At 49.5% G+C, this 23,246-nt stretch carries 3 protein-coding genes; all 3 read right to left on the bottom strand.

Going from position 1 to position 23,246, the window contains the following annotated elements:
* Positions 1-61 precede the first annotated feature (61 nt).
* On the bottom strand, positions 62-7,585 hold the full coding sequence (locus ACOMG9_RS21020) for an AAA family ATPase (RefSeq protein WP_494529356.1): 7,524 nt from the start codon (positions 7,583-7,585) through the stop codon (positions 62-64).
* A gap of 150 nt (positions 7,586-7,735) precedes the next feature.
* Complete coding sequence (locus ACOMG9_RS21025; RefSeq protein WP_494529357.1) at positions 7,736-15,241, bottom strand: AAA family ATPase; 7,506 nt, start codon at positions 15,239-15,241, stop codon at positions 7,736-7,738.
* A gap of 168 nt (positions 15,242-15,409) precedes the next feature.
* Entirely contained in the window at positions 15,410-23,197 is a 7,788-nt protein-coding gene (locus tag ACOMG9_RS21030) for an AAA family ATPase (protein ID WP_494529358.1), read from the bottom strand.
* Between the last annotated feature and the right edge of the window lie 49 nt (positions 23,198-23,246).

The raw sequence follows: 23,246 nt of genomic DNA on the forward strand, positions 1-23,246 counted from the left end.
TCAGCTGCGATCATTGAAGGAAATCACCGATCTCGAAAAAGTCATCATGACCAGATTACTATCAGGTTCTCAACGCGTAAGAAAGTGAAATCAAATCCACGCTGTCCAAAAACTCTTCGGCAATGTTTGTCAGCTTAACGGCACTGAGCACCAGTGCGTTACCGGCGTTCAGTGCCTGCCGCAGGTAGTCTTCCTTTGGGTCCTCAAACAATTCAGAGTCCTCAATCACCTCAATTGCAGACATCATGGCATACAGTTCTTCTGGTGAGGATGGGTCATGAGCACCATAGGAGTGTCGCTCGTCGCAATATTGGATGGAAGCATCGGTCCAACAATAGGTTAAGAAGCCGCCTTTTGTGTGTGTCAATTTATACAGATAATGACTGAAGGCCAGCTGAATCGCCTGCGTGCATTTGTTTTTTAAATCCACCACATCTATCTGCTGTTCAGGTTCCAAAATGTCACCATATTTAGCTTGAAACAGGAGTTCGGCCTTTCTGTCAATCCATGTCCACTCCCAATAAGGTGCCTCCAGGATAATCAACGGACGATGGTTACTGCTGCCCGAAATTAACCTCGGGAAAGCGGGCTGCTGCGCCAGCATTCGTTCTATATTGGGAATGCCCTCTGGCTCGTCTGTCCAGGCGTTCTGTAATAATTGACTGGTAATTTCATATTCAAGGGATGATGAAAAACCATCATAACAATGACTGACGAACGAGGTATCACCTTCTCTCTGTTGGAAGCTTTCATAAGCCTCCCGCCATAACTGACTATTTTTTTCCCTGGAGTATAACTGCTTATACCACTTTTTCAGACAATGAGAGGCTTCAACCTTGAGTTCATCGACGTTTTCCAGACGCACCAATAACCTATGATGTTCACCGGCTTCTTTTGTATATTCCTCATCGGTCACTATTGGATCCAGCCAACCCAATTTCAGGACTTCAAGGGCAAAACGAATAACCGTTGGCTTGGTCAGGTTAATATTTTTCAGTATTTCTACCATTGAATAAGACCAATCCTGAGCGCTCAGGTTGTCCTGATTAATTATTTTTAGATGGAGTAACTTGAGTTGTTCAATGACAGCCTCTTCATCACCGCAGTAAAATATTAATTCTTTCACTGCCCACGCTATCGGTTCAAGTTGCTCCTTGTAATCGCCCGTTGCTTCTTTCCCCAGCGACACGATGATTGAGACGGCCAGGGAAAAACTGACTAAATTTCTTTTCTCCCAAAGGTTACAGATTATGTTGGCAATAATTAGCCAGGCTTCTGGCAATGCACTGTTTGTCTCAAGGGCTTTGTTCAGTTCCTCAAGGCTCATATCACAGGCTTCAGCCAGAGTTTGCTGTTGTGACCAATCAGCAGCTTTCATGAGATCTTTCAGGAAAGCCTTATGCTTCTTTAACTCAGTGATGGAATGACTGGCATTTATGGTGGGCTGAAAATAAGATTGGATGTCTGTTGACGAGACAGGCGCCCCGCCCAGATCCACTGACACCCAGGTTTGGCCTTCATCCACAGAATATTCAGCAAAGCTGTGGATTTTGTTATCCACTATCCGGGATGGAATCCCGAAATAACGACAGAAAGCAACAAAAACAGGCGTACGATGAGCGCAGCTCCCCTGACGTCGTGTTACCAGAAATTTAAAGAAATTGTTATGGCTCTTTGGTTTGGCTTTACCGGAAAACTGTCGGCAATAGTCCGTGATTGCCTCAATTCGTTGCTCCGTGCCTTTGGCGTCTTTTATTTTCTGCAAAGGCACCTGTATTTCGGTCGGTTGTTTTTCAATGGTCTTAAACAGCTTTTTCAGTACGGTTTTCATACCTTTTGAACACTGGGCGTCAAGCTGTGTTAATCGTTGTGGCCGGGCTCCTTCAGGAGGTGTTTTTCTGTCCGGTTTTCTGTGTTCTACGACATAAGTATATGTAAAAACCTGATTGTCTTTGGCCTTCGGAATAAAGACTGTGTGAAGCCCGGTATATCGATCCCTGACCAGTATAAATGGCAAAGCGGGTGTTATACGCAGGGCAACGATATAGTCATTAAACGTCAGGCTGGGCAATCGATTTAGACGACCATTAAGCAATGTCATTGAACAGTCTGCCAGCGTTTGGTTGCTGGCTAAGGTCACTTGCTGTTCATGCTCTGGTAACGGGTCCGGTATGAGGATTTCGATCCCCTCAATGCGTTCAGTCTCCAGATTGCTCAGTTCGACGTCACCCCAGGCAGTCACATTAATATCCCGCGTCATACAGCGATACATATAGGAAGGATGGTGATCCGTCTTAAAAATTTTAAAATCATTAACTTGTTGCAGCTTCAGATTTTCATAGTTCGTTCCCCGGTCCAATACCTCGGAATAAAACTGGTTGATAGGAAGATTAGTACTCCCCGGGCCTTTATTGTTGGTTTTCTGGCCCAATGCCTGACGATCAGTCCGGTTGCTGGAAGGCGTTTTGCTGACCGGGTCTTTATGGCTTTTTCTCCATTTCAATGCTTTAGCCAGCTTCGAGCGGACTTCCGGACGGTATTTTTCAGGAGCGTTATCATTACCAACCGCTAAAGCTTCGTTACTATGATCGTTAACCTGATGGCTCGGCAGATTACTTGTCTGATGCCTCGGCAGATTACTTATCTGATCCCAGAACGCAGGCCACAATTGAACTGCATCGGAGTTCCATGCCCCTATCCGCCGATCCGCCTCTCGAAGATAAGGCTGGGAAGCCGGTAATTTCAACGCTTCTTCCTGTGCTTCCGTCAGGGGGAATACGCTATTAGCGTCCACGCCCGTCTTGCAAAACTTATGTGCAAACCAGCGTTGCTGCCAGTGCCGATACAGTGCCTGGATGAGGATATCGCCGGACTGATCCGGCTTCAGGGAAAGACCGGATGTCTGCCATTTGGCCTGAGCCACCCTCTTGATGATTTCCGCTTTGACTTCCTCTTTATTCAGACGAGCCTTAACACGAATTTCATGGTTTTTTTCATCAATACTGTCGAGGTTACCGGGTCGTATCAACCACGGACGATCAATGTTCGGTAGCGTTTTGTTGAACCATTTGCAAAGTCCGGCATCAAGTGCTCCTTTACCCATGGTAAGAGTCGATGACTCCGGCAGTTCCTCCAGCGACAAGTTGGCGGCCATCAGGTAAAGCCGGTAGTGCTGATTGAGGCATTGATGAAGTGCTTTTTCACTAAAATCGCCTCCTTTTTTGACAGCCATGGCGACATTCTGTAAATCTCGACTGGTGGGCTGTAACGGCAGGTTTTTCCGTTGCAGGCAGGCTCTTAAACGACAATGTTTTTCAGTCAGCTGTTTGGCGACGGATTTCCCTTTTGGGGAGTCTGGCAACACTTTCCCGGCAATGGTCTGCAATTCTGCCGAGTTATACTGGCGGATCGGCAAATGTCGAAAACGTCCTTTCAGCGCCGGTGATAAGGGTTTTCGCCCGCTGTACTCAGGTGGGTTGATGGTGGCAAACAGGTGGAAGCCCGGATGAGCGTCACCGGCCAGAATATCATTTAACTCACCTTCCAGATGCTGGCTGTCGATCAGGTTCATTTCCGAAATAACTACGATGCCGCCCTCTACTTTTGCTTTCTGGATCGCTTCACACACTGTGTCCCAGGAACAATCACAGGCATTCAGGGGAAAAACTTCCGGCACGGTTTCTCCCCGTTGCTTAGCCTGCTTTCTGACACTTTCAATCAACAGGTTCAGCGTGGCATCTTTACCCCGTCCGGCCGGGCCTTCAATCAGCGTTGCCTGTCGTCCGTCGTGTTTTCTGTCGTGATGATAAGCCTGCTGACAGCGGCTTAAATCCTGCCCAAGCTGTTGCGCAAGTTCACGGACTGCCGATCCGGAGGTATCAAACTCAGGTCGGAATTCTTTGGTAAATGCTTCGAAGTCCCGCTGAATACCTGGCAGGATGTGGTTATGAACTTTGTCGCGCAGGCTGTTGTCCAGTTGGTAACGGGCAGCAAACCAGATTTCCAGTGCTGAAAGGGCATCCTGTTGAGTCTCGCTGATTTCGGGACCCAGTAGATCCCGGAAACTTTGCTGGATCAAACTGTTCACTTGCTCACAGCTGGCACTGTCGCCTTCGGACAACGCACGATCCAGATACCAACCCACCCAGCTGCAGATATCGGTTAAATCTCTGGGAGTAAACTCATGGTCGGGCAGCAGCTCCTGGTAATATTGCCAGAGTGCCATCACACTCTTGCTGGCACTGTGTGCAATGTCGTTTATTTGGTGGCGTTGTAACTGATTGCGCAAAGCGGGTTCCACTACTCTGTCCCGAAGAAAAGCCTGATCCAGACGTGGGTAGTAAGCCCTCGGCAGTTTCTCTTTCAGGATCGGGTCCATTTGGCGCCCGGCGTAATGATCGGGATTGCCGGTGAGAATCACCCGGTGTTTTTCGCTGACCTTGACAGGATGACCATTCACATAGATGCAGGGTTGCGGTTCCCATAAGCCGTTCAGTGACGCCAGCAATCCGGCTTTGGCCAGGTTAGCCTCATCCAGCACCAGAGTAATGTATTCTCCGTCTTTGTCGGATTTGGTATTGGCCCATTCCATCAGCGCCCGGTTTTGCTGCGCCATAGAGCGGTCGCCGTCGGCGTGTTGTTGCCACTGCCAGCGTTTCATCAGGCTCTGTTCGCTGTCGGAAGGTCCAAGGGAAATAACTGAAGCTTGTCCCGAAGCCCTGGCTATTTTGGCAGAAAAGTAACTTTTCCCGGTGCCGGTTTCCCCCTGCAGGAATATAACGGGAGAGTCTGTCAGCCGGTCATGGAGCCGGGATAAACGACGGCTTTCACGATCTTCCTGACTCATCTCGCCATGATAAAGATCCCTGGACAGTGCAGACAGGGACTCATCAGCGGAACCCTGCCATTTCAGTGATTCAGACAGCTGATTTTTTATACGTTCAATGCCTTCTGTCTCAGAACTCGCTGTTCTGGCCATACGAAAACAATCGCTGGCCAGGCCGTGGATGGCATCGGATCGGGTTTGCCCTGAGTGCAAAGGTAACTGCCAGCCACAAGCCAGTGCATCTTGTAAGCGTTTAATCTGTCTGGCTGGCTCGATAGATAAGGATTGCCAAGGCTTTGTTGCCGCCGGATCGACTGCCAACTGATAGGCTATAGCATCCCGTTGTTTTTCAGGCGCATGGGCCAGGATCATGGCACAGAGCCTGTCCATAACGTCTTTTTCACCTTGCTCTGGAAATGGACTTTTATAGGACAGTTGTAATTCGATACCTTTAAAGACTGCCGGGTCAAAGGCTCGGGCCAGTGGCCACAGGTTCTGTTCCACAAACACTCTATTCAATGGCAGGGCACTGTTGATGATGGCGTTTAACCGATCCGGGTCTACCGAGGCGGCTTGATCCTGGTCCGGCGTCTTATCCGGTAACAGGTGCCAACAGGCTACTTTCATAAAATCCCGCACTGAAGGATGCTGTCGGGTACCATGGGTGATGAGGCTATTGATGGCCTTGCGCCAGTGGCGGGGCAGGAGCTGTAGAGAGTGGTCAACCTGCTGTGCCCGGCGGGCAGCCAGTATCAAGTTATTCAGTAAACCTGCGGTCATTTCAGGCAGAGGGCTACAAAGGTGGACAGGTACGGTTTTAAAGGCTTTGTAAAGCTGTTTAAGCGCTTGTTCTGGCAGTTCAGTCCGGGCGATATCATACTTGCGGGCATTGATATCCCAGAGATCGACATCAGGACACGGCTCACCCGTGGTGACCGTCGCATGAAATATTGAAGAGGGGCTTTTCACAGACTCAGGCCAGAGTATTGTCACACGAGCTTTTGGATAGTCTTGCAACTGGCCATTCAGCAACAGAGGTTGGCCAACAATCAGGGGTTCCAGAAGCTGCTGAAGCGTTGGATTGTTTTCCAGTCCCAGCAATATAACTGGCTTGCCAGCGGTTAATGCCTCCTGCAACTTAGTCTGACGGTGTCCGAAATGGGCCTTTTGTTCCGAGGTGATATGGATATTATCAAATAGCTGGCTGAAGCTGGTCTGTTCACTGACCTGAATGACCAGAGGTGAATCCGGCTGCTTATTGGTCCAATGACTGGCCTGGGCAGATTGCTGATAAGTGAGGCTGCTGAACGCGATCTGATCTTTGTTTTTTTCCTGTGGGCAGGACAGAGAGACCTCATCGTTTTCTGTCAACCCCAGGACTTTCGGCTGATGTTTTGAATCAGCCACCTGAAGTCGGGGCTCCAGACCGGTGGTCTTACGAATCGCCTGCAGTGAACCCAGCAAGCGAAACCAGAGTGCCTCAGTGAGGGGAGACGTTACGGTGACTGATCCCCCCGCCCGAATCTGTTCCAACAGACAGGTGTTAGGGGTTGCATAGCCTTCCGGGGTAATGGCAATGGGACCCAGCCATTGGGCAATATTACTCTGGTTGATGATGATGGGGTTGCGTGATGCTTGTTCTTTGTCAAGTGAAGGGTACAGACTTTGGAACAGTGAACGAAGCTCGTTATTCCCTACCGGCATCTGATAAAACTGAACATTGTCGGGTAATGAACAGATCTTGCCATTGCTCTCAAAACACTTCTGCGCCAGCATCTGACGAATCGTCTGTTCAAAGGCCAGATCTTCCCAGTTGGCTCCTTTCAGAATCACCCGCTGTCCGGCCCTTAATGATTCAAGCCTGCCGGGGATGTGCTGGATTCGCCCCTGTTTGTCGACTCCGGGGCCACCCAGCAGTAACTGTCGCCAGTGACTGTGGAGGTGGCAGTCAATTAAAACGGTGTTGTCGTCTTCCGTAGTACTTTTGGCACTGGTGAATTCAGGTACTACTGGAGGAACCTCGTCGATGCTCATTGATGAGTTATTGCCGGTCTGAGTGTCAAACTGCCAGGTATTGTCCGGTCGATTAATTCGTCGCCAGAAATCAGCGCCAGGCGCGTCGTCACGCCTGCCAACCGATGTCAGCTGTGCAGGGTCTGCCACGACCAGCAGAGAAACATGTTCACCCAGAGGGCGTTTCTCCCGGTTGACTTTGTCGAACAGACAGGGGTTATCCGGGTCCAGCAGATCGTTAAATTTGGGCAGTTCATTGCCGGTGAGTTTTCGGATATCAATGACCAGGGTCAGTGGCTTTGAACTTTCAAAGAGCTTGCCTGAACGCAGAGTGTGGCGACCCTCTTTGGAAATGCTCAACCGGGTCACCAGATTAGCCTGTGAGAGGTCATCGGGGTGGGAAATAAGGGAGACATCCCGATTTTTATCGCTGGTCTGGGCAACTAAAAGCTGTCGAATCTCATCATCACTGGCGACAAAACGAAAATCAAAGGCATAAGGGGTCTTTGGGAGCGAGGAATCTGTTGCGGAAACGATTCTTGCTTTGTCTGGAAAGGTTGTCGAAGGTAATGATTTATTGAGTTTGGAGGCGATACCAGGGTAGACCTTTACAACCTTTAACGGTAAATCCTGCTCTGCTTTCCTGGCTGGCTCGACACTCTTTTCGTCGCTCTTTTCGCCACTCTCAGACACGGCAATACCAAGAAAAGAGTTGTTGTCAATTTTCTCACCAATACGACCATCCATAGCCAATCTCCCAACTGCCATCTGAAGAACTGAATTGAAGTTGTTTGGTATTTTGACCTTTAGACAATACGAAAGTTCACTTTTGACAGTCAGCTGTGATCATTGAAGGAAATCACCGATCTCGAAAAACTCATCATGACCAGATTACTATCAGGTTCTCAACGCGTAAGAAAGTGAAACCAAATCCACGCTTTTCAAAAACTCTTCGGCAATCTTTGTCAGCTCACCGGCACTGAGCACCAGTGCATTACCGGCGTTCAGTGCCTGCCGTAGGTAGTCTTCCTTTGGGTCCACAGACAATTCAGAGTCCTTAATTTCAGACATCATGGCATACAGTTCTTCTGGTGAAGATGGGTCATGAGCACCATAGGAGTGAAGCTCGCCGCAACATTGGATGGAAGCATCGCTCCAACAATAGGTTAAACAGCCGCCTTTTGTGTGTGTCAATTGATACAAATAATGACTGAAGGCCAGCTGAATCGCCTGCGTGCATTTGTTTTTTGAATCCTCCACATCTATCTGCTGTTCAGGTTTCAAAATGTCCCCATATTCAGCTTGAAACAGAAATTTGGCCTTTCTGTTAATCGATGTGCTCTCCCAGTGAGGTGCTCCCAGGATAATCAACGGACGGTGGTTGCCACTGCCCGAGATTAACCTCGGAAAAGCAGGCTGCTGCGCCAGCATTCGTTCTATATTGGGAATGCCCTCAGGCTCGTCTGTCCACGCGTTCTGTAATAATTGATTGGTAATTTCAGATTCAAGGGATGATGAAAAACCATCATGACAATGACTGACGAACGAGGTATCACCTTCTCTCTGTTGGAAGCTTTCATAGGCCTCCTGCCATAACTGACTATTTTTTTCCCTGAACAACAACTGCGTATACCACTTTTTCAGGCAATGAGTGGCTTCAACCCTCAGCTCATCAACGCTTTCCAGACACACCAATAGCGTATGATGTTCATCGGCTTCTTCTATATATTCCTCATCGTTCAGTACTGGATCCAGCCAACCCGATTTCAGGACTTCAAGGGCAAAGCGAATAACCGATGGCTTGGTCAGGTCAATGTCTTCCAGTATTTCTAGCATTGAAGAACACCAATGGTGAGCGCTCAGGTCATCCTGATTAATTATTTTTGAATGGAGTAACTTGAGTTGTTCAATGACCTGCCCTTCATCACCGTCGGACAATATTTTTACCACTGCCTCCATTATCGGTTCAAGTTGCTTCTTGTAATCGCCCGATGCTTCTTTCCCCTGCGACACGATGATTGAGACGGCCAGGGAAAAACTGATTAAATCTCCTTTCTCCCAAAGGTTCCCGATTATGTTGGAAATAATTAGCTTGGCTTCTGGCAATGCACTGTCTCTCTCAAGGGCATTTTTCAGTTCCTCAAGGCTCATATCACAGGCTTTAGCCAGAGTCTGCTGTTGTGACCAATCAGAACCTTTCATGAGATCTTTCAGGAAAGCTTTATGCTTCTTTAACTCAGTGCTGGAATGAATGACATTTTTGGTGGACTCGTAGACACATTCGATCTCTGTTTTCTCGACGGGTGCCCCGCCGAGATCCATTGACACCCAGGTTTGACCTTCATCCACGGAATATTCAGCAAAGCTGTGGATTCTGCTATCCACTATCCGGGATGGAATCCCGAAATAACGACAGAAAGCAACAAAAACAGGCGTACGATGACGGCAGCTCCCTTGCCGTTGTTTTATCAGAAATTTAAAGAAATTCTTTTGGCTCGCTGGTGTGGTTTTACCGGAAAACTGTTGGCAATACTCCGTGATCGCCTCAATTCGTTGCTCTGTGCCTTCGGCGTCTTTTATTTTCTGCAAAGGCACCTGTATTTCGGTCGGTTGTTTTTTAATGGTCTTAAACAGTTTGTTCAAGACGGTTTTCATACCTTCTGAACACCGGACGTCAAGGCTTGTTAATCGTTCTGGCCGGGCTTCTTCAGGAAGTGTTTTTCTGCCCGGTTCTCTGTGTTCTACGACATAAGCAAAGTCAAAACGTTGGTTGTCTTTGGCCTCCGGAATCCGTAATGTGTGAATCCCGGTATATCGATCCCTGACCAGCTTAAATGGCAAAGCGGGTGTTATACGCAAGGCAACGATATAGTCGTTAAACGTCAGGCTGGGCAATGTAGCTAGACGACCCTTCCTCAATGATCCCGAAAATCTTGCCAGCGCTTGATTGCTGGCTAAGGTCACTTCCTGGTCGCACTCTGTTAATGGATCCGGACTGAGAGTTTCGACACCCTCAATGTCTTGAGCCTCAAGAAAGGTCAGTTCGACATCACCCCAGGCAGTCACTTTGACATCCCGCACCACCGAGCGATACATATGGGAAGGCTGGTTATGCGGTTTAAAAATTTTATAATCGTTAACTTGTCGCAGCTCCAGATTCTCATAGTTCGTTATCTGGTCCAATACCGCAGGAGAAGACTGATCGGTTGGAAGAGCACTGCTCACCGGGCCTTTATTGTTCGTTCTCTGTTTCAATGCCTGAGGATCAGGCTCTTTGATGGGAGGCGTTCTGTTCTCCAGGCCTTTAATGCTTTTTCTCCGTTTTAATAACCTAGCCAGCTTCGAGCGGGCTTTCAGACGGTATTTTTCAGGAGCCTTATCACTACCAACCGCTAAAGCTTCGTTACTATGATCCTCAACCTGTTGGCTCGACAGATTACTTATCTGATGCCAGAACGCAGGCCACAATTGAACTGCATCGGAGTTCCATGCTTCTATCCGCCGATCCGCCTCTTGAAGATAAGGCTGGGAAGCCGTTAATTTCAGGGTTTGTTGCTGTTCTTCCGTCAGTGGAAATACGTTATTAGCGTCCATGCCCATCTCGCAAAACTTATGCGCAAACCAGCGTTGCTGCCAGTGCCGATACAGTGCCTGGATGAGCAAATCGTCCGACTCATCCGGCTTCAGGGAAAGACCGGATGCCTGCCATCTGGCCTGAGCCATCCTTTTGATGATTTCCGCTTTGACGTCCGCTTTATTCGGACGAGCCTTAACACGAATTTCATGGTTTTTTTCATCAATACTGTCGAGGTTACCGGGTCGTATCAACCAGGGACGATCAATGTTCGGTACCGTTTTGTTGAACCATTTACAAAGTCGGGAATCAAGTGCTCCTTTAGCCATGGCAAGAGTCGATGATTCGGGCAGTTCCTCCAGGGACAGGTTGGCGGCCATCAGGTAAAGCCGGTAGTGCTGATTGAAGCATTGATGAAGGGCTTTTTCGCTAAAATCGCCTCCTGTTTTGACAGCCATGGCGACATTCTGTAAATCGCGACTGGTGGGCTGTAACGGCAGGTTTTTCCGTTGCAGGCAGGCTCTTAAACGACAATGTTTTTCAGTCAGCTGTTTGGCGACGGATTTCCCTTTTGGGGAGTCTGGCAACACTTTCCCGGCAATGGTCTGCAATTCTGCCGAGTTATACTGGCGGATCGGCAAATGTCGAAAACGTCCTTTCAGCGCCGGTGATAAGGGTTTTCGTCCGCTGTACTCAGGTGGGTTAATGGTGGCGAACAGGTGGAAACCCGGATGAGCGTCTCCGGCCAGAATATCATTTAACTCACCTTCCAGATGCTGGCTGTCGATCAGGTTCATTTCCGAAATAACTACGATGCCGCCCTCTACTTTTGCTTTCTGGATCACTTCACACAGTTGCTCCCAGGAACAATCACAGGCATTCAGGGGAAAGACCTCTGGCATGGTTTTTCCCCGTTGCTTAGCCTGCTTTCTGACACTTTCAATCAACAGGTTCAGCGTGGCATCTTTACCCCGTCCGGCCGGGCCTTCAATCAGCGTTGCCTGACGACCGCCGTGTTTTATCTCGTGACGATAAGCCTGCTGACAGCGGCTTAAATCCTGTCCCAGCCGTTGCACCAGTTCAATGACTGCCGATCCGGAGGTATCAAACTCAGGTCGGAATTCTTTGGTGAATGCTTCGAAGTCCCGCTGAATATCCGGCAAGGTGTGGTTATGAACTCTGTCGCGCAGGGTGTTGTCCGGGTGGTAGCGGGCAGCAAACCATATTTCCAGTGCCGCAAGTGCATCCTGTTGAGTCTCGCTGATTTCGGGACCCAACACATCCCGAAAACTTTGCTGGATCAAACTGTTCACTTGCTCACAGCTGGCACTGTCGCCTTCGGACAACGCTCGATCCAGATACCAACCCACCCAGCTGCAGATATCGGTTAAATCCCTGGGGGTAAACTCATGCTCGGGCAACAGCTCCTGATAATATTGCCAGAGTGTCATCACACTCTTGCTGGCACTGTGTGCAATGTCGTTTATTTGATGCCGTTGTAACTGATTGAGCAAAGCGGGTTCCACTACTCTGTCTCGAAGGAAAGCCTGATCCAGACGTGGGTAGTAAGCCCTGGGCAGTTTCTCTTTCAGGGTCGGGTCCATTTGGCGCCCGGCGTAATGATCGGGGTTGCCGGTGAGAATTACCCGGTGTTTTTCGCTGACTTTGACAGGATGACCATTCACGTAGATGCAGGGTTCCGGTTCCCATAAGCCGTTCAGTGACGCCAGCAGTCCGGCTTCGGCCAGGTTGGCTTCATCCAGAACCAGGGTTACGTATTCTCCGTCTTTGTCGGATTTGGTATTGGCCCATTCCATCAGCGCCCGGTTTTGCGGCACCATAGAGCGGTCGCCGTCGGCGTGTTGTTGCCACTGCCAGCGTTTCATCAGGGTCTGTTCGCTGTCGGAAGGTCCAAGGGAAATGACTGAAGCTTGTCCCGAAGCCCTGGCCATCTTCGCTGAAAAATAACTTTTCCCGGTGCCGGTTTCTCCCTGCAGGAAGATAACGGGAGAGTCCATAAGCCGGTCGTGGAGCCGGGATAAACGACGGCTTTCACGATCTTCCTGACTCATCTCGCCATAATAAAGATCCCTGGCCAGTGCAGACAGGGGCTCATCAGCGGAACCCTGCCATTTCAGTAATTCAGAGAGTCGATGTTTTATACGTTCAATGCCTTCTGCCTCCGCATTCGCTGTTCTGGATATGTGAAAACAATCGGTGGCCAGCGCGTGAATGGTATTGGATCGGGTCTGCCCCGATGGCAGAAGTAACTGCCAGCCAGAAGCCAGTGCATCTTGCAAACGTTTAATCTGTCTGGTTGGCTTGATGGCCAGGGATTGCCAGGGCTTTGTTGCCGCCGGATCGACTGCCAGCTGATAGGCTATAGCATCCCGTTGTTTTTCAGGCGCGTGGGCCAGGATCATGGCACAGAGCCTGTCCATAAAGTCTTTTTTTCCCTGCTTTGGAAACGGACTTTCATAGGACAGTTGTAATTCGGCATCTTTAAACACTGCCGGGTCAAAGGCTCGGGCCAGTGGCCACAGGTTCTGCCTGACAAACTTTCTATCCAAACGTTGGGCGCTATTGATGATGGCAGCTAACTGATCCGGGTCTACCGAGGCGGTTTGATCCTCATCCAGCGTCTTATCCCGTAACAAGTGCCAACAAGCCACTTTCATAAAATCCCGCACGGACGGATGCTGTCGGGTGCCATGGGTGATGACGCTATTGATGGCCTTGCGCCAGTGGCGGGGCAGGAGCTGCAGGGAGTGGTCAACCTGCTGTGCCTGCCGGGCAGCCAGTATCAGATTATTCAACAGCCCTTCGGTTATTTCTGGCAGAGGGCTACAAAGGTTGCCAGGTATGGTTTTAAAAGCTTGGTAAAGTGAGTGAAGCGCTTGTTCTGGCAGGTCAGTCCGGGCGATACCATGCTTGCGGGCACTGATACCCCAGAGATCGACCTCAGGGCACGGCTCACCCCTGGCGACCATCGAATGAAATATTGAAGATATGCTTTTTGCAGACTCAGGCCAGAGTATTTTGATATGAGCTTTTGGATAGGCCTGCAATTGGCCATTCACCAACAGAGGTTGCCTGATAATCAGGGGTTCCAGAAGCTGCTGCAGCGTTGGATTACTCTCCAGCCCCCGGAATACGACCGGCTTGCCAGCGGTTAATGCCTCCTGCAACGCAGTCTTGCGATGTCCAAAATGGGCCTTTTGTTCCGAGGTGATATGGATATTATCAAATAGCTGGCTGAATCGGGTCTGTTCATTGACCTGAATGACCAGAGGTGAGTCCGGCTGCTTATTGATCCAATGACTGGCCTGGGCAGATTGCTGATAAGTGAGGGTGCTGAACGCGATCTGATCTTTGTTTTTTTCCTGTGGGCAGGACAGAGAGACCTCGTCCTTTTCTGTCAATCCCAGGACTTTCGGCTGATGTTTTGAATCAGTCACCTGAAGTCGGGGCTCCAGGCCGGTGGTCTCGCGAATCGCCTGCAGTGAACCCAGCAAGCGAAACCAGAGTGCCTCAGTAAGGGGAGAGGTTACGGTAACTGATCCCCCCGCCCGAACCTGTTCCAACAGACAGGTGTTAGGGATTGCATAGCCTTCCGGGGCAATGGCAATGGGACTCAGCCATTGGGCAATATTACTCTGGTTGATGATGATGGGGTTGCGTGATGCTTGTTCTTTTTCAAGAGAAGGGGACAGACTGAAAAACAGTGAACGAAGCTCGTTATCTCCCACCGGCATCTGATAAAACTGAACATTGTCGGGTAATGAACAGATCTTGCCATTGCTCTCAAAACACTTCTGAGCCAGCATCTGACGAATCGTCTGTTCAAAGGCCAGATCTTCCCAGTTGGCTCCTTTCAGAATCACCCGCTGTCCGGCCCTTAATGATTCAAGCCTGCCGGGGATGTGCTGGATTCGCCCCTGTTTGTCCACCCCGAGTCCACCCAGCAGTAACTGTCGCCAGTGACTGTGCAAGTGGCAGTTAATTAAAACGGTATTGTCGTCATCCGTAGCACTTTTGGCACTGGTGAATTCAGGCAATAAGGGAGGAACCTTGTCGATCTCCATCGATGGGCTATTGCCGGTCTGAGTGTCGAACTGCCAGGTATTGCCCGGTCGATTAATTCGTCGCCAGAAATCAGCGCCCGGTGCGTCAGCCCCCGGTGCGTCGGCCACCGATGCGTCATCACGCCTGCCAACCGATGCCAGCTGTGCAGGGTCTGCCAAGACCAGCAGAGAAACATGTTCACCCAGAGGGCGTTTCTCCTGGTTGACTTTGTCGAACAGACAGGGGTTATCCGGGTCCAGCAGATCGTTAAATCTGGGCAGTTCATCACTGGTGAGTTTTCGGATATCCATGACCAGGGTCAGTGGCTTTGAACTTTCAAAGAGCTTACCTGAACGCAGACTGTGGTGACCCTCTTTGGAAATGCTCAACCGGGTCACCAGATTAGCCTGTGAGAGGTCATCGGGATGGGAAATAAGGGTGACATCCCGATTTTTATCGCTGGTCTGGGCAACTAAAAGTTGTCGAACCTCATCATCACTGGCGACAAAACGAAAATCGAAGGCATGAGGGGTCTTTTGGAGCGAGGAATCTGTTGCGGAAACGATTCTTGCTTTGTCTGGAAAGGTTGTCGAAGGTGACGATTTACTGAGTTTGGAGGTGATACCAGAGCTGACCTTTGTAATCTTTAACGGTAAACCCTGCTCTGCTCTAATGGCTGGCATGTCACTCTTTTCAGCACTCTCAGACAGGCCAATATCAAAAACAGGGTTGTTGTCAATTTTCCCACCAATACGACCATCCATAGCCAATCTCCCAACTACCATTTGAAGAACTGAATTGAAGTTGTTTGGTAGTTTGACCTTTAGACAATACGAAAGTTCCTTTTTGACAGTGAGCCGTGATCATTGAAGGCAATTACCGATCTCGAAAAATTCATCATGAACAGACTGCTACCAGAAACCCATCACGCCTCAAAGCGAATCAAAATTAGCGCTGTTCAAAAACTCATTGGCAATGATTGTCAGCTCATCGGATTTGAGCACCAGTGCGTTATCGGCGTTGAGTGCCTGCCGTAAATAGTCACCCTTTAGAGAGTCCACAAACAATCTGGATGGAGAGTCCATACACCATTTAGAGCCGTCAATTTCAGACATCATGACATACAGCTCTTCTGGTGAGGATGGATCATGAGCACCATAGGAGTATCTCTCGTTGCAACATTTGATGTAAGCATCGGCCCAACAATAGGTTAAGCAGCCGCCTTTTGAGTGTGTCAATTGATACAGATAATGACTGAAGGCCTTTTGAATCAAATCCTCGAATTCTTTATTTAAAAGCAGCGGGTCTACTATCCCTTTACGATCCAAAATGACCGCATATTGACTTTGCAAGAGATCTCCGGCCTTTTTGTAAATCGATGTGAACTCCCAGGAAGGTTTCCCCAGGATAATCACCGGACGATGGTTCCCCCTGCCAGAGATTGACCTCGGAAAAGCGGGCTGCTGCGCCAGCATTCGTTCTATATTGGGAATGCCCTCAGGTTCGTCTGTCCATGCGTTCTTTAAGAGTCGATGGGTAATTTCATATTCAAGGAATGATGAAAACCCATCATAACAATGATCGACGAACGAGGTACCTTTTCTCCGTTGGAAGTCTTCATAAGTCTTCTGCCATAACTGACTATTTTTTTCCCTGAAGAACAACTGCTTATACCACTTTTTCAGGCAATGAGTGGCTTCAACCCTGAGCTCATCGACGCTTTTCAGACGCACCAATAGCCTATGATGTTTATCGGCGTTTTCTATATATGTCTCATCGTTCAGGATTGGATCCAGCCAACCCGATTTCAGGACTTCAAGGGCAAAGCGAATAAACGATGGCTTGGTCAGGTCGCTACCTTCCAGTATTCCTGCCATTGAGGAACACCAATGGTGAGCGCTCAGGTCATCCTGATTAATTATTTTTGAATGGAGTAACTTGAGTTGTTCAATGACACGCTGTTTATCATCGCGGTACAATATTATTCGTTTCACTGCCTTCGATATCGGTTCAAGTTGCTTCTTGTAATCGCCCGATGCTTCTTTCCCCAGCGACACGATGATTGAGACGGCCAGGGAAAAACTGATTAAATCTCTTTGTTCCCAAAGGTTCCTGATTATGTTGGAAATAATTAGCCAGGCTTCTGGCAATGCGCTGTTTTTATCAAGGGCTTTGTTCAGTTCCTCAAGGCTCATATCACAGGCTTTAGCCAGAGTTTGCTTTTGTGACAAATCAGCACCTTTCATGAGATCTTTCAGAAAAGCTTTATGCTTCTTTAACTCATTGCTGGAATGAATGACATTTGTGGTGGTCTGGCGGACAGATTCGATGTCTGTTTTCTTGACGGGTGCCCCGCCGAGATCCACTGACACCCAGGTTTGGCCTTCATCCACGGAATATTCAGCAAAGCTGTGGATATTGCTATTCACTATCCGGGATGGAATCCCGAAATAACGACAGAAAGCAACAAAAACAGGCGTACGATGACGGCAGCTCCCCTGCCGTTGTGTTACCAGAAATTTAAAGAAATTCTTATGGCCCGCTGGTGTGGTTTTACCGGAAAAGTGTTGGCAATACTCCGTGATCGCCTCAATTCGTTGCTCTGTGTCTTTGGCGTTTTTTATTTTCTGCAAAGGCACCTGTATTTCGGTCGGTTGTTTTTCAATGGTCTTAAACAGTTTGTTCAATACGGTTTTCATACCTTCTGAACACCGGGCATCAAGGTTTGTCAATCGTTCTGGCCGGGCTTCTTCAGGAAGTGTTTTTCTGCCCGGTTCTCTGTGTTCTACGACGTAATCAAAGGCAAAACGCTGGTTGGCTTCGGCCTCCGGAATCCATAATAAGTGAAGCCCGGTATATTGATCCCTGAACAGCGTAAATGACAAATCGGGTTCTATACGCAAGGCAACGATATAGTCGTAAAACTTCAGGCTGGGCAATATAAATAGACGTTCCTTCCCCAATGATGCCGAAAATCTTGCCAGCGCTTGATTGCTGGCTAAGGTCACTTCCTGGTCGCACTCTGTTAATGGATCCGGACTGAGAGTTTCGACACCCTCAATGTCTTGAACCTCAAGAAAGGTCAGTTCGACATCACCCCAGGCAGTCACTTTGACATCCCGCACCGCCGAGCGATACATATGGGAAGGCTGGTTATGCGGTTTAAAAATTTTATAATCGTTAACTTGTCGCAGCTCCAGATTCTCATAGTTCGTTATCTGGTCCAATAACGCAGGAGAATAATGGTCGGTTGGAGGAGTGCTGCTCACTGGGTCTTTATCGTTCGTTCCCTGTTTCAATGCCTGAGGATCAGGCTGTCTGACGGGAGATGTTTTGCTCACCGGGCCTTTATTGTTCTTTCTCTGTTTCAATGCCTGAGGATCAGGCTGTCTGACGGGAGATGTTTTGCTCACCGGGCCTTTATTGTTCTTTCTCTGTTTCAATGCCTGAGGATCAGGCTGTCTGACGGGAGATGTTTTGCTCACCGGGCCTTTATTGTTCTTTCTCTGTTTCAATGCCTGAGGATCAGGCTGTCTGACGGGAGATGTTTTGCTCACCGGGCCTTTATTGTTCTTTCTCTGTTTCAATGCCTGAGGATCAGGCTCTTTGTTGGGAGGCGTTCTGCTCTCCGGACCTTTAAGGCTTTTTCTCCGTTTTAATAACTTAGCCAGTTTCGAGCGGGCTTTCAGACGGTATTTTTCAGGAGCCTTATCACTACCAACCGCTAAAGCTTCGTTACTATGATCCTCAACCTGTTGGCTCGACAGATTACTTATCTGATGCCAGAACGCAGGCCACAATTGAACTGCATCGGAGTTCCATGCTTCTATCCGCCGATCCGCCTCTTGAAGATAAGGCTGGGAAGCCGTTAATTTCAGGGTTTGTTGCTGTTCTTCCGTCAGTGGAAATACGTTATTAGCGTCCATGCCCATCTCGCAAAACTTATGCGCAAACCAGCGTTGCTGCCAGTGCCGATACAGTGCCTGGATGAGCAAATCGTCCGACTCATCCGGCTTCAGGGAAAGACCGGATGCCTGCCATCTGGCCTGGGCCATCCTTTTGATGATTTCCGCTTTGACGTCCGCTTTATTCGGACGAGCCTTAACACGAATTTCATGGTTTTTTTCATCAATACTGTCGAGGTTACCGGGTCGTATCAACCAGGGACGATCAATGTCCGGTAGCGTTTTGTTGAACCATTTGCAAAGTCGGGAATCAAGTGCTCCTTTAGCCATGGCAAGAGTCGATGATTCGGGCAGTTCCTCCAGGGACAGGTTGGCGGCCATCAGGTAAAGCCGGTAGTGCTGATTGAAGCATTGATGAAGGGCTTTTTCGCTAAAATCGCCTCCTGTTTTGACAGCCATGGCGACATTCTGTAAATCGCGACTGGTGGGCTGTAACGGCAGGTTTTTCCGTTGCAGGCAGGCTCTTAAACGACAATGTTTTTCAGTCAGCTGCATGGCGACGGATTTCCCTTTTGGGGAGTCTGGCAACACTTTCCCGGCAATGGTCTGCAATTCTGCCGAGTTATACTGGCGGATCGGCAAATGCCGAAAACGTCCTTTCAGCGCCGGTGATAAGGGTTTTCGTCCGCTGTACTCAGGTGGGTTAATGGTGGCGAACAGGTGGAAACCCGGATGAGCGTCTCCGGCCAGAATATCATTTAACTCACCTTCCAGATGCTGGCTGTCGATCAGGTTCATTTCCGAAATAACTACGATGCCGCCCTCTACTTTTGCTTTCTGGATCACTTCACACAGTTGCTCCCAGGAACAATCACAGGCATTCAGGGGAAAGACCTCTGGCATGGTTTTTCCCCGTTGCTTAGCCTGCTTTCTGACACTTTCAATCAACAGGTTCAGCGTGGCATCTTTACCCCGTCCGGCCGGGCCTTCAATCAGCGTTGCCTGACGACCGCCGTGTTTTATCTCGCGATGATAAGCCTGCTGACAGCGGCTTAAATCCTGTCCCAGCCGTTGCACCAGCTCAATGACTGCCGATCCGGAGGTATCAAACTCAGGTCGGAATTCTTTGGTGAATGCTTCGAAGTCCCGCTGAATATCCGGCAAGGTGTGGTTATGAACTGTGTCGCGCAGGGTGTTGTCCGGGTGGTAGCGGGCAGCAAACCATATTTCCAGTGCCGCAAGTGCATCCTGTTGAGTCTCGCTGATTTCGGGACCCAACACATCCCGAAAACTTTGCTGGATCAAACTGTTGATTTGCTCAGGAGTAACACTGCCAACTGCTGGCTGAGCACAATCAAGATACCAACCCACCCAGCTGCAGATATCGGTTAAATCCCTGGGGGTAAACTCATGGTCGGGCAACAGCTCCTGATAATATTGCCACAATGCCATCACACTTTTGCTGGCCCTGTGTGCAATGTCGTTTATTTTGTGGCGCTGTAAATGATTGAGCAAAGCCGGTTCTACTACTCTGTCCCGAAGGAAAGCCTGATCCAGACGTGGGTAGTAAGCCTTGGGCAGTTTCTCTTTCAGGGTCGGGTCCATTTGGCGCCCGGCGTAATGATCGGGGTTGCCGGTGAGAATTACCCGGTGTTTTTCGCTGACTTTGACAGGATGACCATTCACGTAGATGCAGGGTTCCGGTTCCCATAAGCCGTTCAGTGACGCCAGCAGTCCGGCTTCGGCCAGGTTGGCTTCATCCAGAACCAGGGTTACGTATTCTCCGTCTTTGTCGGATTTGGTATTGGCCCATTCCATCAGCGCCCGGTTTTGCGGCACCATAGAGCGGTCGCCGTCGGCGTGTTGTTGCCACTGCCAGCGTTTCATCAGGGTCTGTTCGCTGTCGGAAGGTCCAAGGGAAATGACTGAAGCTTGTCCCGAAGCCTTGGCCAATTTGGCAGAAAAGTAACTTTTCCCTGTGCCGGTTTCCCCCTGCAGGAATATAACGGGAGAGTCTGTCAGCCTGTCATGGAGCCGGGATAAACGACGGCTTTCACGATCTTCCTGACTCATCTCGCCATAATAAAGATCCCTGGCCAGTGCAGACAGGGGCTCATCAGCGGAACCCTGCCATTTCAGTAATTCAGAGAGTCGATGTTTTATACGTTCAATGCCTTCTGCCTCCGCATTCGCTGTTCTGGATATGTGAAAACAATCGGTGGCCAGCGCGTGAATGGTATTGGATCGGGTCTGCCCCGATGGCAGAAGTAACTGCCAGCCAGAAGCCAGTGCATCTTGCAAACGTTTAATCTGTCTGGTTGGCTTGATGGCCAGGGATTGCCAGGGCTTTGTTGCCGCCGGATCGACTGCCAGCTGATAGGCTATAGCATCCCGTTGTTTTTCAGGCGCGTGGGCCAGGATCATGGCACAGAGCCTGTCCATAAAGTCTTTTTTTCCCTGCTTTGGAAACGGACTTTCATAGGACAGTTGTAATTCGGCATCTTTAAACACTGCCGGGTCAAAGGCTCGGGCCAGTGGCCACAGGTTCTGCCTGACAAACTTTCTATCCAAACGTTGGGCGCTATTGATGATGGCAGCTAACTGATCCGGGTCTACCGAGGCGGTTTGATCCTCATCCAGCGTCTTATCCCGTAACAAGTGCCAACAAGCCACTTTCATAAAATCCCGCACGGACGGATGCTGTCGGGTGCCATGGGTGATGACGCTATTGATGGCCTTGCGCCAGTGGCGGGGCAGGAGCTGCAGGGAGTGGTCAACCTGCTGTGCCTGCCGGGCAGCCAGTATCAGATTATTCAACAGCCCTTCGGTTATTTCTGGCAGAGGGCTACAAAGGTTGCCAGGTACGGTTTTAAAGGCTTCGTAAAGGGAGTGAAGTACTTGTTCCGGCAGATCAGCCTGTGAGATACGATGCTTGCGGGCATTGATATCCCAGATATCGAACGCAGGACAGGATTTTCCCCTGGCAACCATCGAGCTCCATACAGAAGATGAGCTTTTTGCAGACTCAGGCCAGAGTATTGTCACACGAGCTTTTGGATAGTCTTGCAACTGGCCATTCACCAGCAGAGGTTGCCCAATAATCAGGGGTTCCAGAAGCTGCTGCAGCGTTGGATTACTCTCCAGCCCCCGGAATACGACCGGCTTGCCAGCGGTTAATGCCTCCTGCAACGCAGTCTTGCGATGTCCAAAATGGGCCTTTTGTTCCGAGGTGATATGGATATTATCAAATAGCTGGCTGAATCGGGTCTGTTCATTGACCTGAATGACCAGAGGTGAGTCCGGCTGCTTATTGATCCAATGACTGGCCTGGGCAGATTGCTGATAAGTGAGGGTGCTGAACGCGATCTGATCTTTGTTTTTTTCCTGTGGGCAGGACAGAGAGACCTCGTCCTTTTCTGTCAATCCCAGGACTTTCGGCTGATGTTTTGAATCAGTCACCTGAAGTCGGGGCTCCAGGCCGGTGGTCTCGCGAATCGCCTGCAGTGAACCCAGCAAGCGAAACCAGAGTGCCTCAGTAAGGGGAGAGGTTACGGTAACTGATCCCCCCGCCCGAACCTGTTCCAACAGACAGGTGTTAGGGATTGCATAGCCTTCCGGGGCAATGGCAATGGGACTCAGCCATTGGGCAATATTACTCTGGTTGATGATGATGGGGTTGCGTGATGCTTGTTCTTTTTCAAGAGAAGGGGACAGACTGAAAAACAGTGAACGAAGCTCGTTATCTCCCACCGGCATCTGATAAAACTGAACATTGTCGGGTAATGAACAGATCTTGCCATTGCTCTCAAAACACTTCTGAGCCAGCATCTGACGAATCGTCTGTTCAAAGGCCAGATCTTCCCAGTTGGCTCCTTTCAGAATCACCCGCTGTCCGGCCCTTAATGATTCAAGCCTGCCGGGGATGTGCTGGATTCGCCCCTGTTTGTCCACCCCGAGTCCACCCAGCAGTAACTGTCGCCAGTGACTGTGCAAGTGGCAGTTAATTAAAATGCTATTGTCGTCTTCCATAGTACTTTTGGCACTGGTGAATTCAGGCAATAAGGGAGGAACCTTGTCGATCTCCATCGATGGGCTATTGCCGGTCTGAGTGTCGAACTGCCAGGTATTGCCCGGTCGATTAATTCGTCGCCAGAAATCAGCGCCCGGAGCGCCGGCTGCGGGCGCATCTTCACGTCGGCCAACGAATTTCAACTGTGCAGGGTCTGCCACGACTAATAGAGAAACATGCTCACCCAGAGGGCGTTTCTTCTGGCTGACTTTGTCGTACAGGCAGGGGTTATCCGGGTCCAGCAGATCGTTAAATTTGGGCAGATCCTCGCTGGTGATTTTTCGGATATCTATCACCAGGGTTAATGGCTTTGAACCTTCAAAGAGCTTACCTGAACGCAGAGTGTGACGACCCTCTTCGGAAATGCTTAAACGGCTCACCAGATTAGCCTGTGAGAGGTCATCGGGATGGGAAATAACAGTGACATCCCGATGTTTATCGCCGGTCTGGGCAACTAAAAGCTGTCGAACTTCATCATCACTGGCGACAAAACGGAAATCGAAGGCATGAGGGGCCTTTTGGAGTGATGTATCTATTGGGGCTACGCTTCTCGCTCTGTCAGGCAGGGTCCTCGGAGGAAAGGGTTTATTGAGTCCGGGAGTTACAACAGAACAGGTTTTTGTTTTCTTTGACGATGAATCCAGCTCTGCTTTCCTGATTGGCACGCTGCTCTTTTCACCACTCTCAGACAGGGCAAAACCAGGAACAGGGTTGTTGTCTATTTTCTCACCAATACGACCATCCATAGTCAATCTCCCAACTGCTATCTGAAGAACTGAATTGAAGCTGTTTAAT

This window comes from Endozoicomonas sp. PH6C, from assembly GCF_059322965.1.

Coding starts and splice junctions, on each gene's coding strand:
- ACOMG9_RS21025 (WP_494529357.1), bottom strand. CDS start 15,241: ATGGATGGTCGTATTGGTGGGAAAATTGACAACAACCCTGTTTTTGAT.
- ACOMG9_RS21020 (WP_494529356.1), bottom strand. CDS start 7,585: ATGGATGGTCGTATTGGTGAGAAAATTGACAACAACTCTTTTCTTGGT.
- ACOMG9_RS21030 (WP_494529358.1), bottom strand. CDS start 23,197: ATGGATGGTCGTATTGGTGAGAAAATAGACAACAACCCTGTTCCTGGT.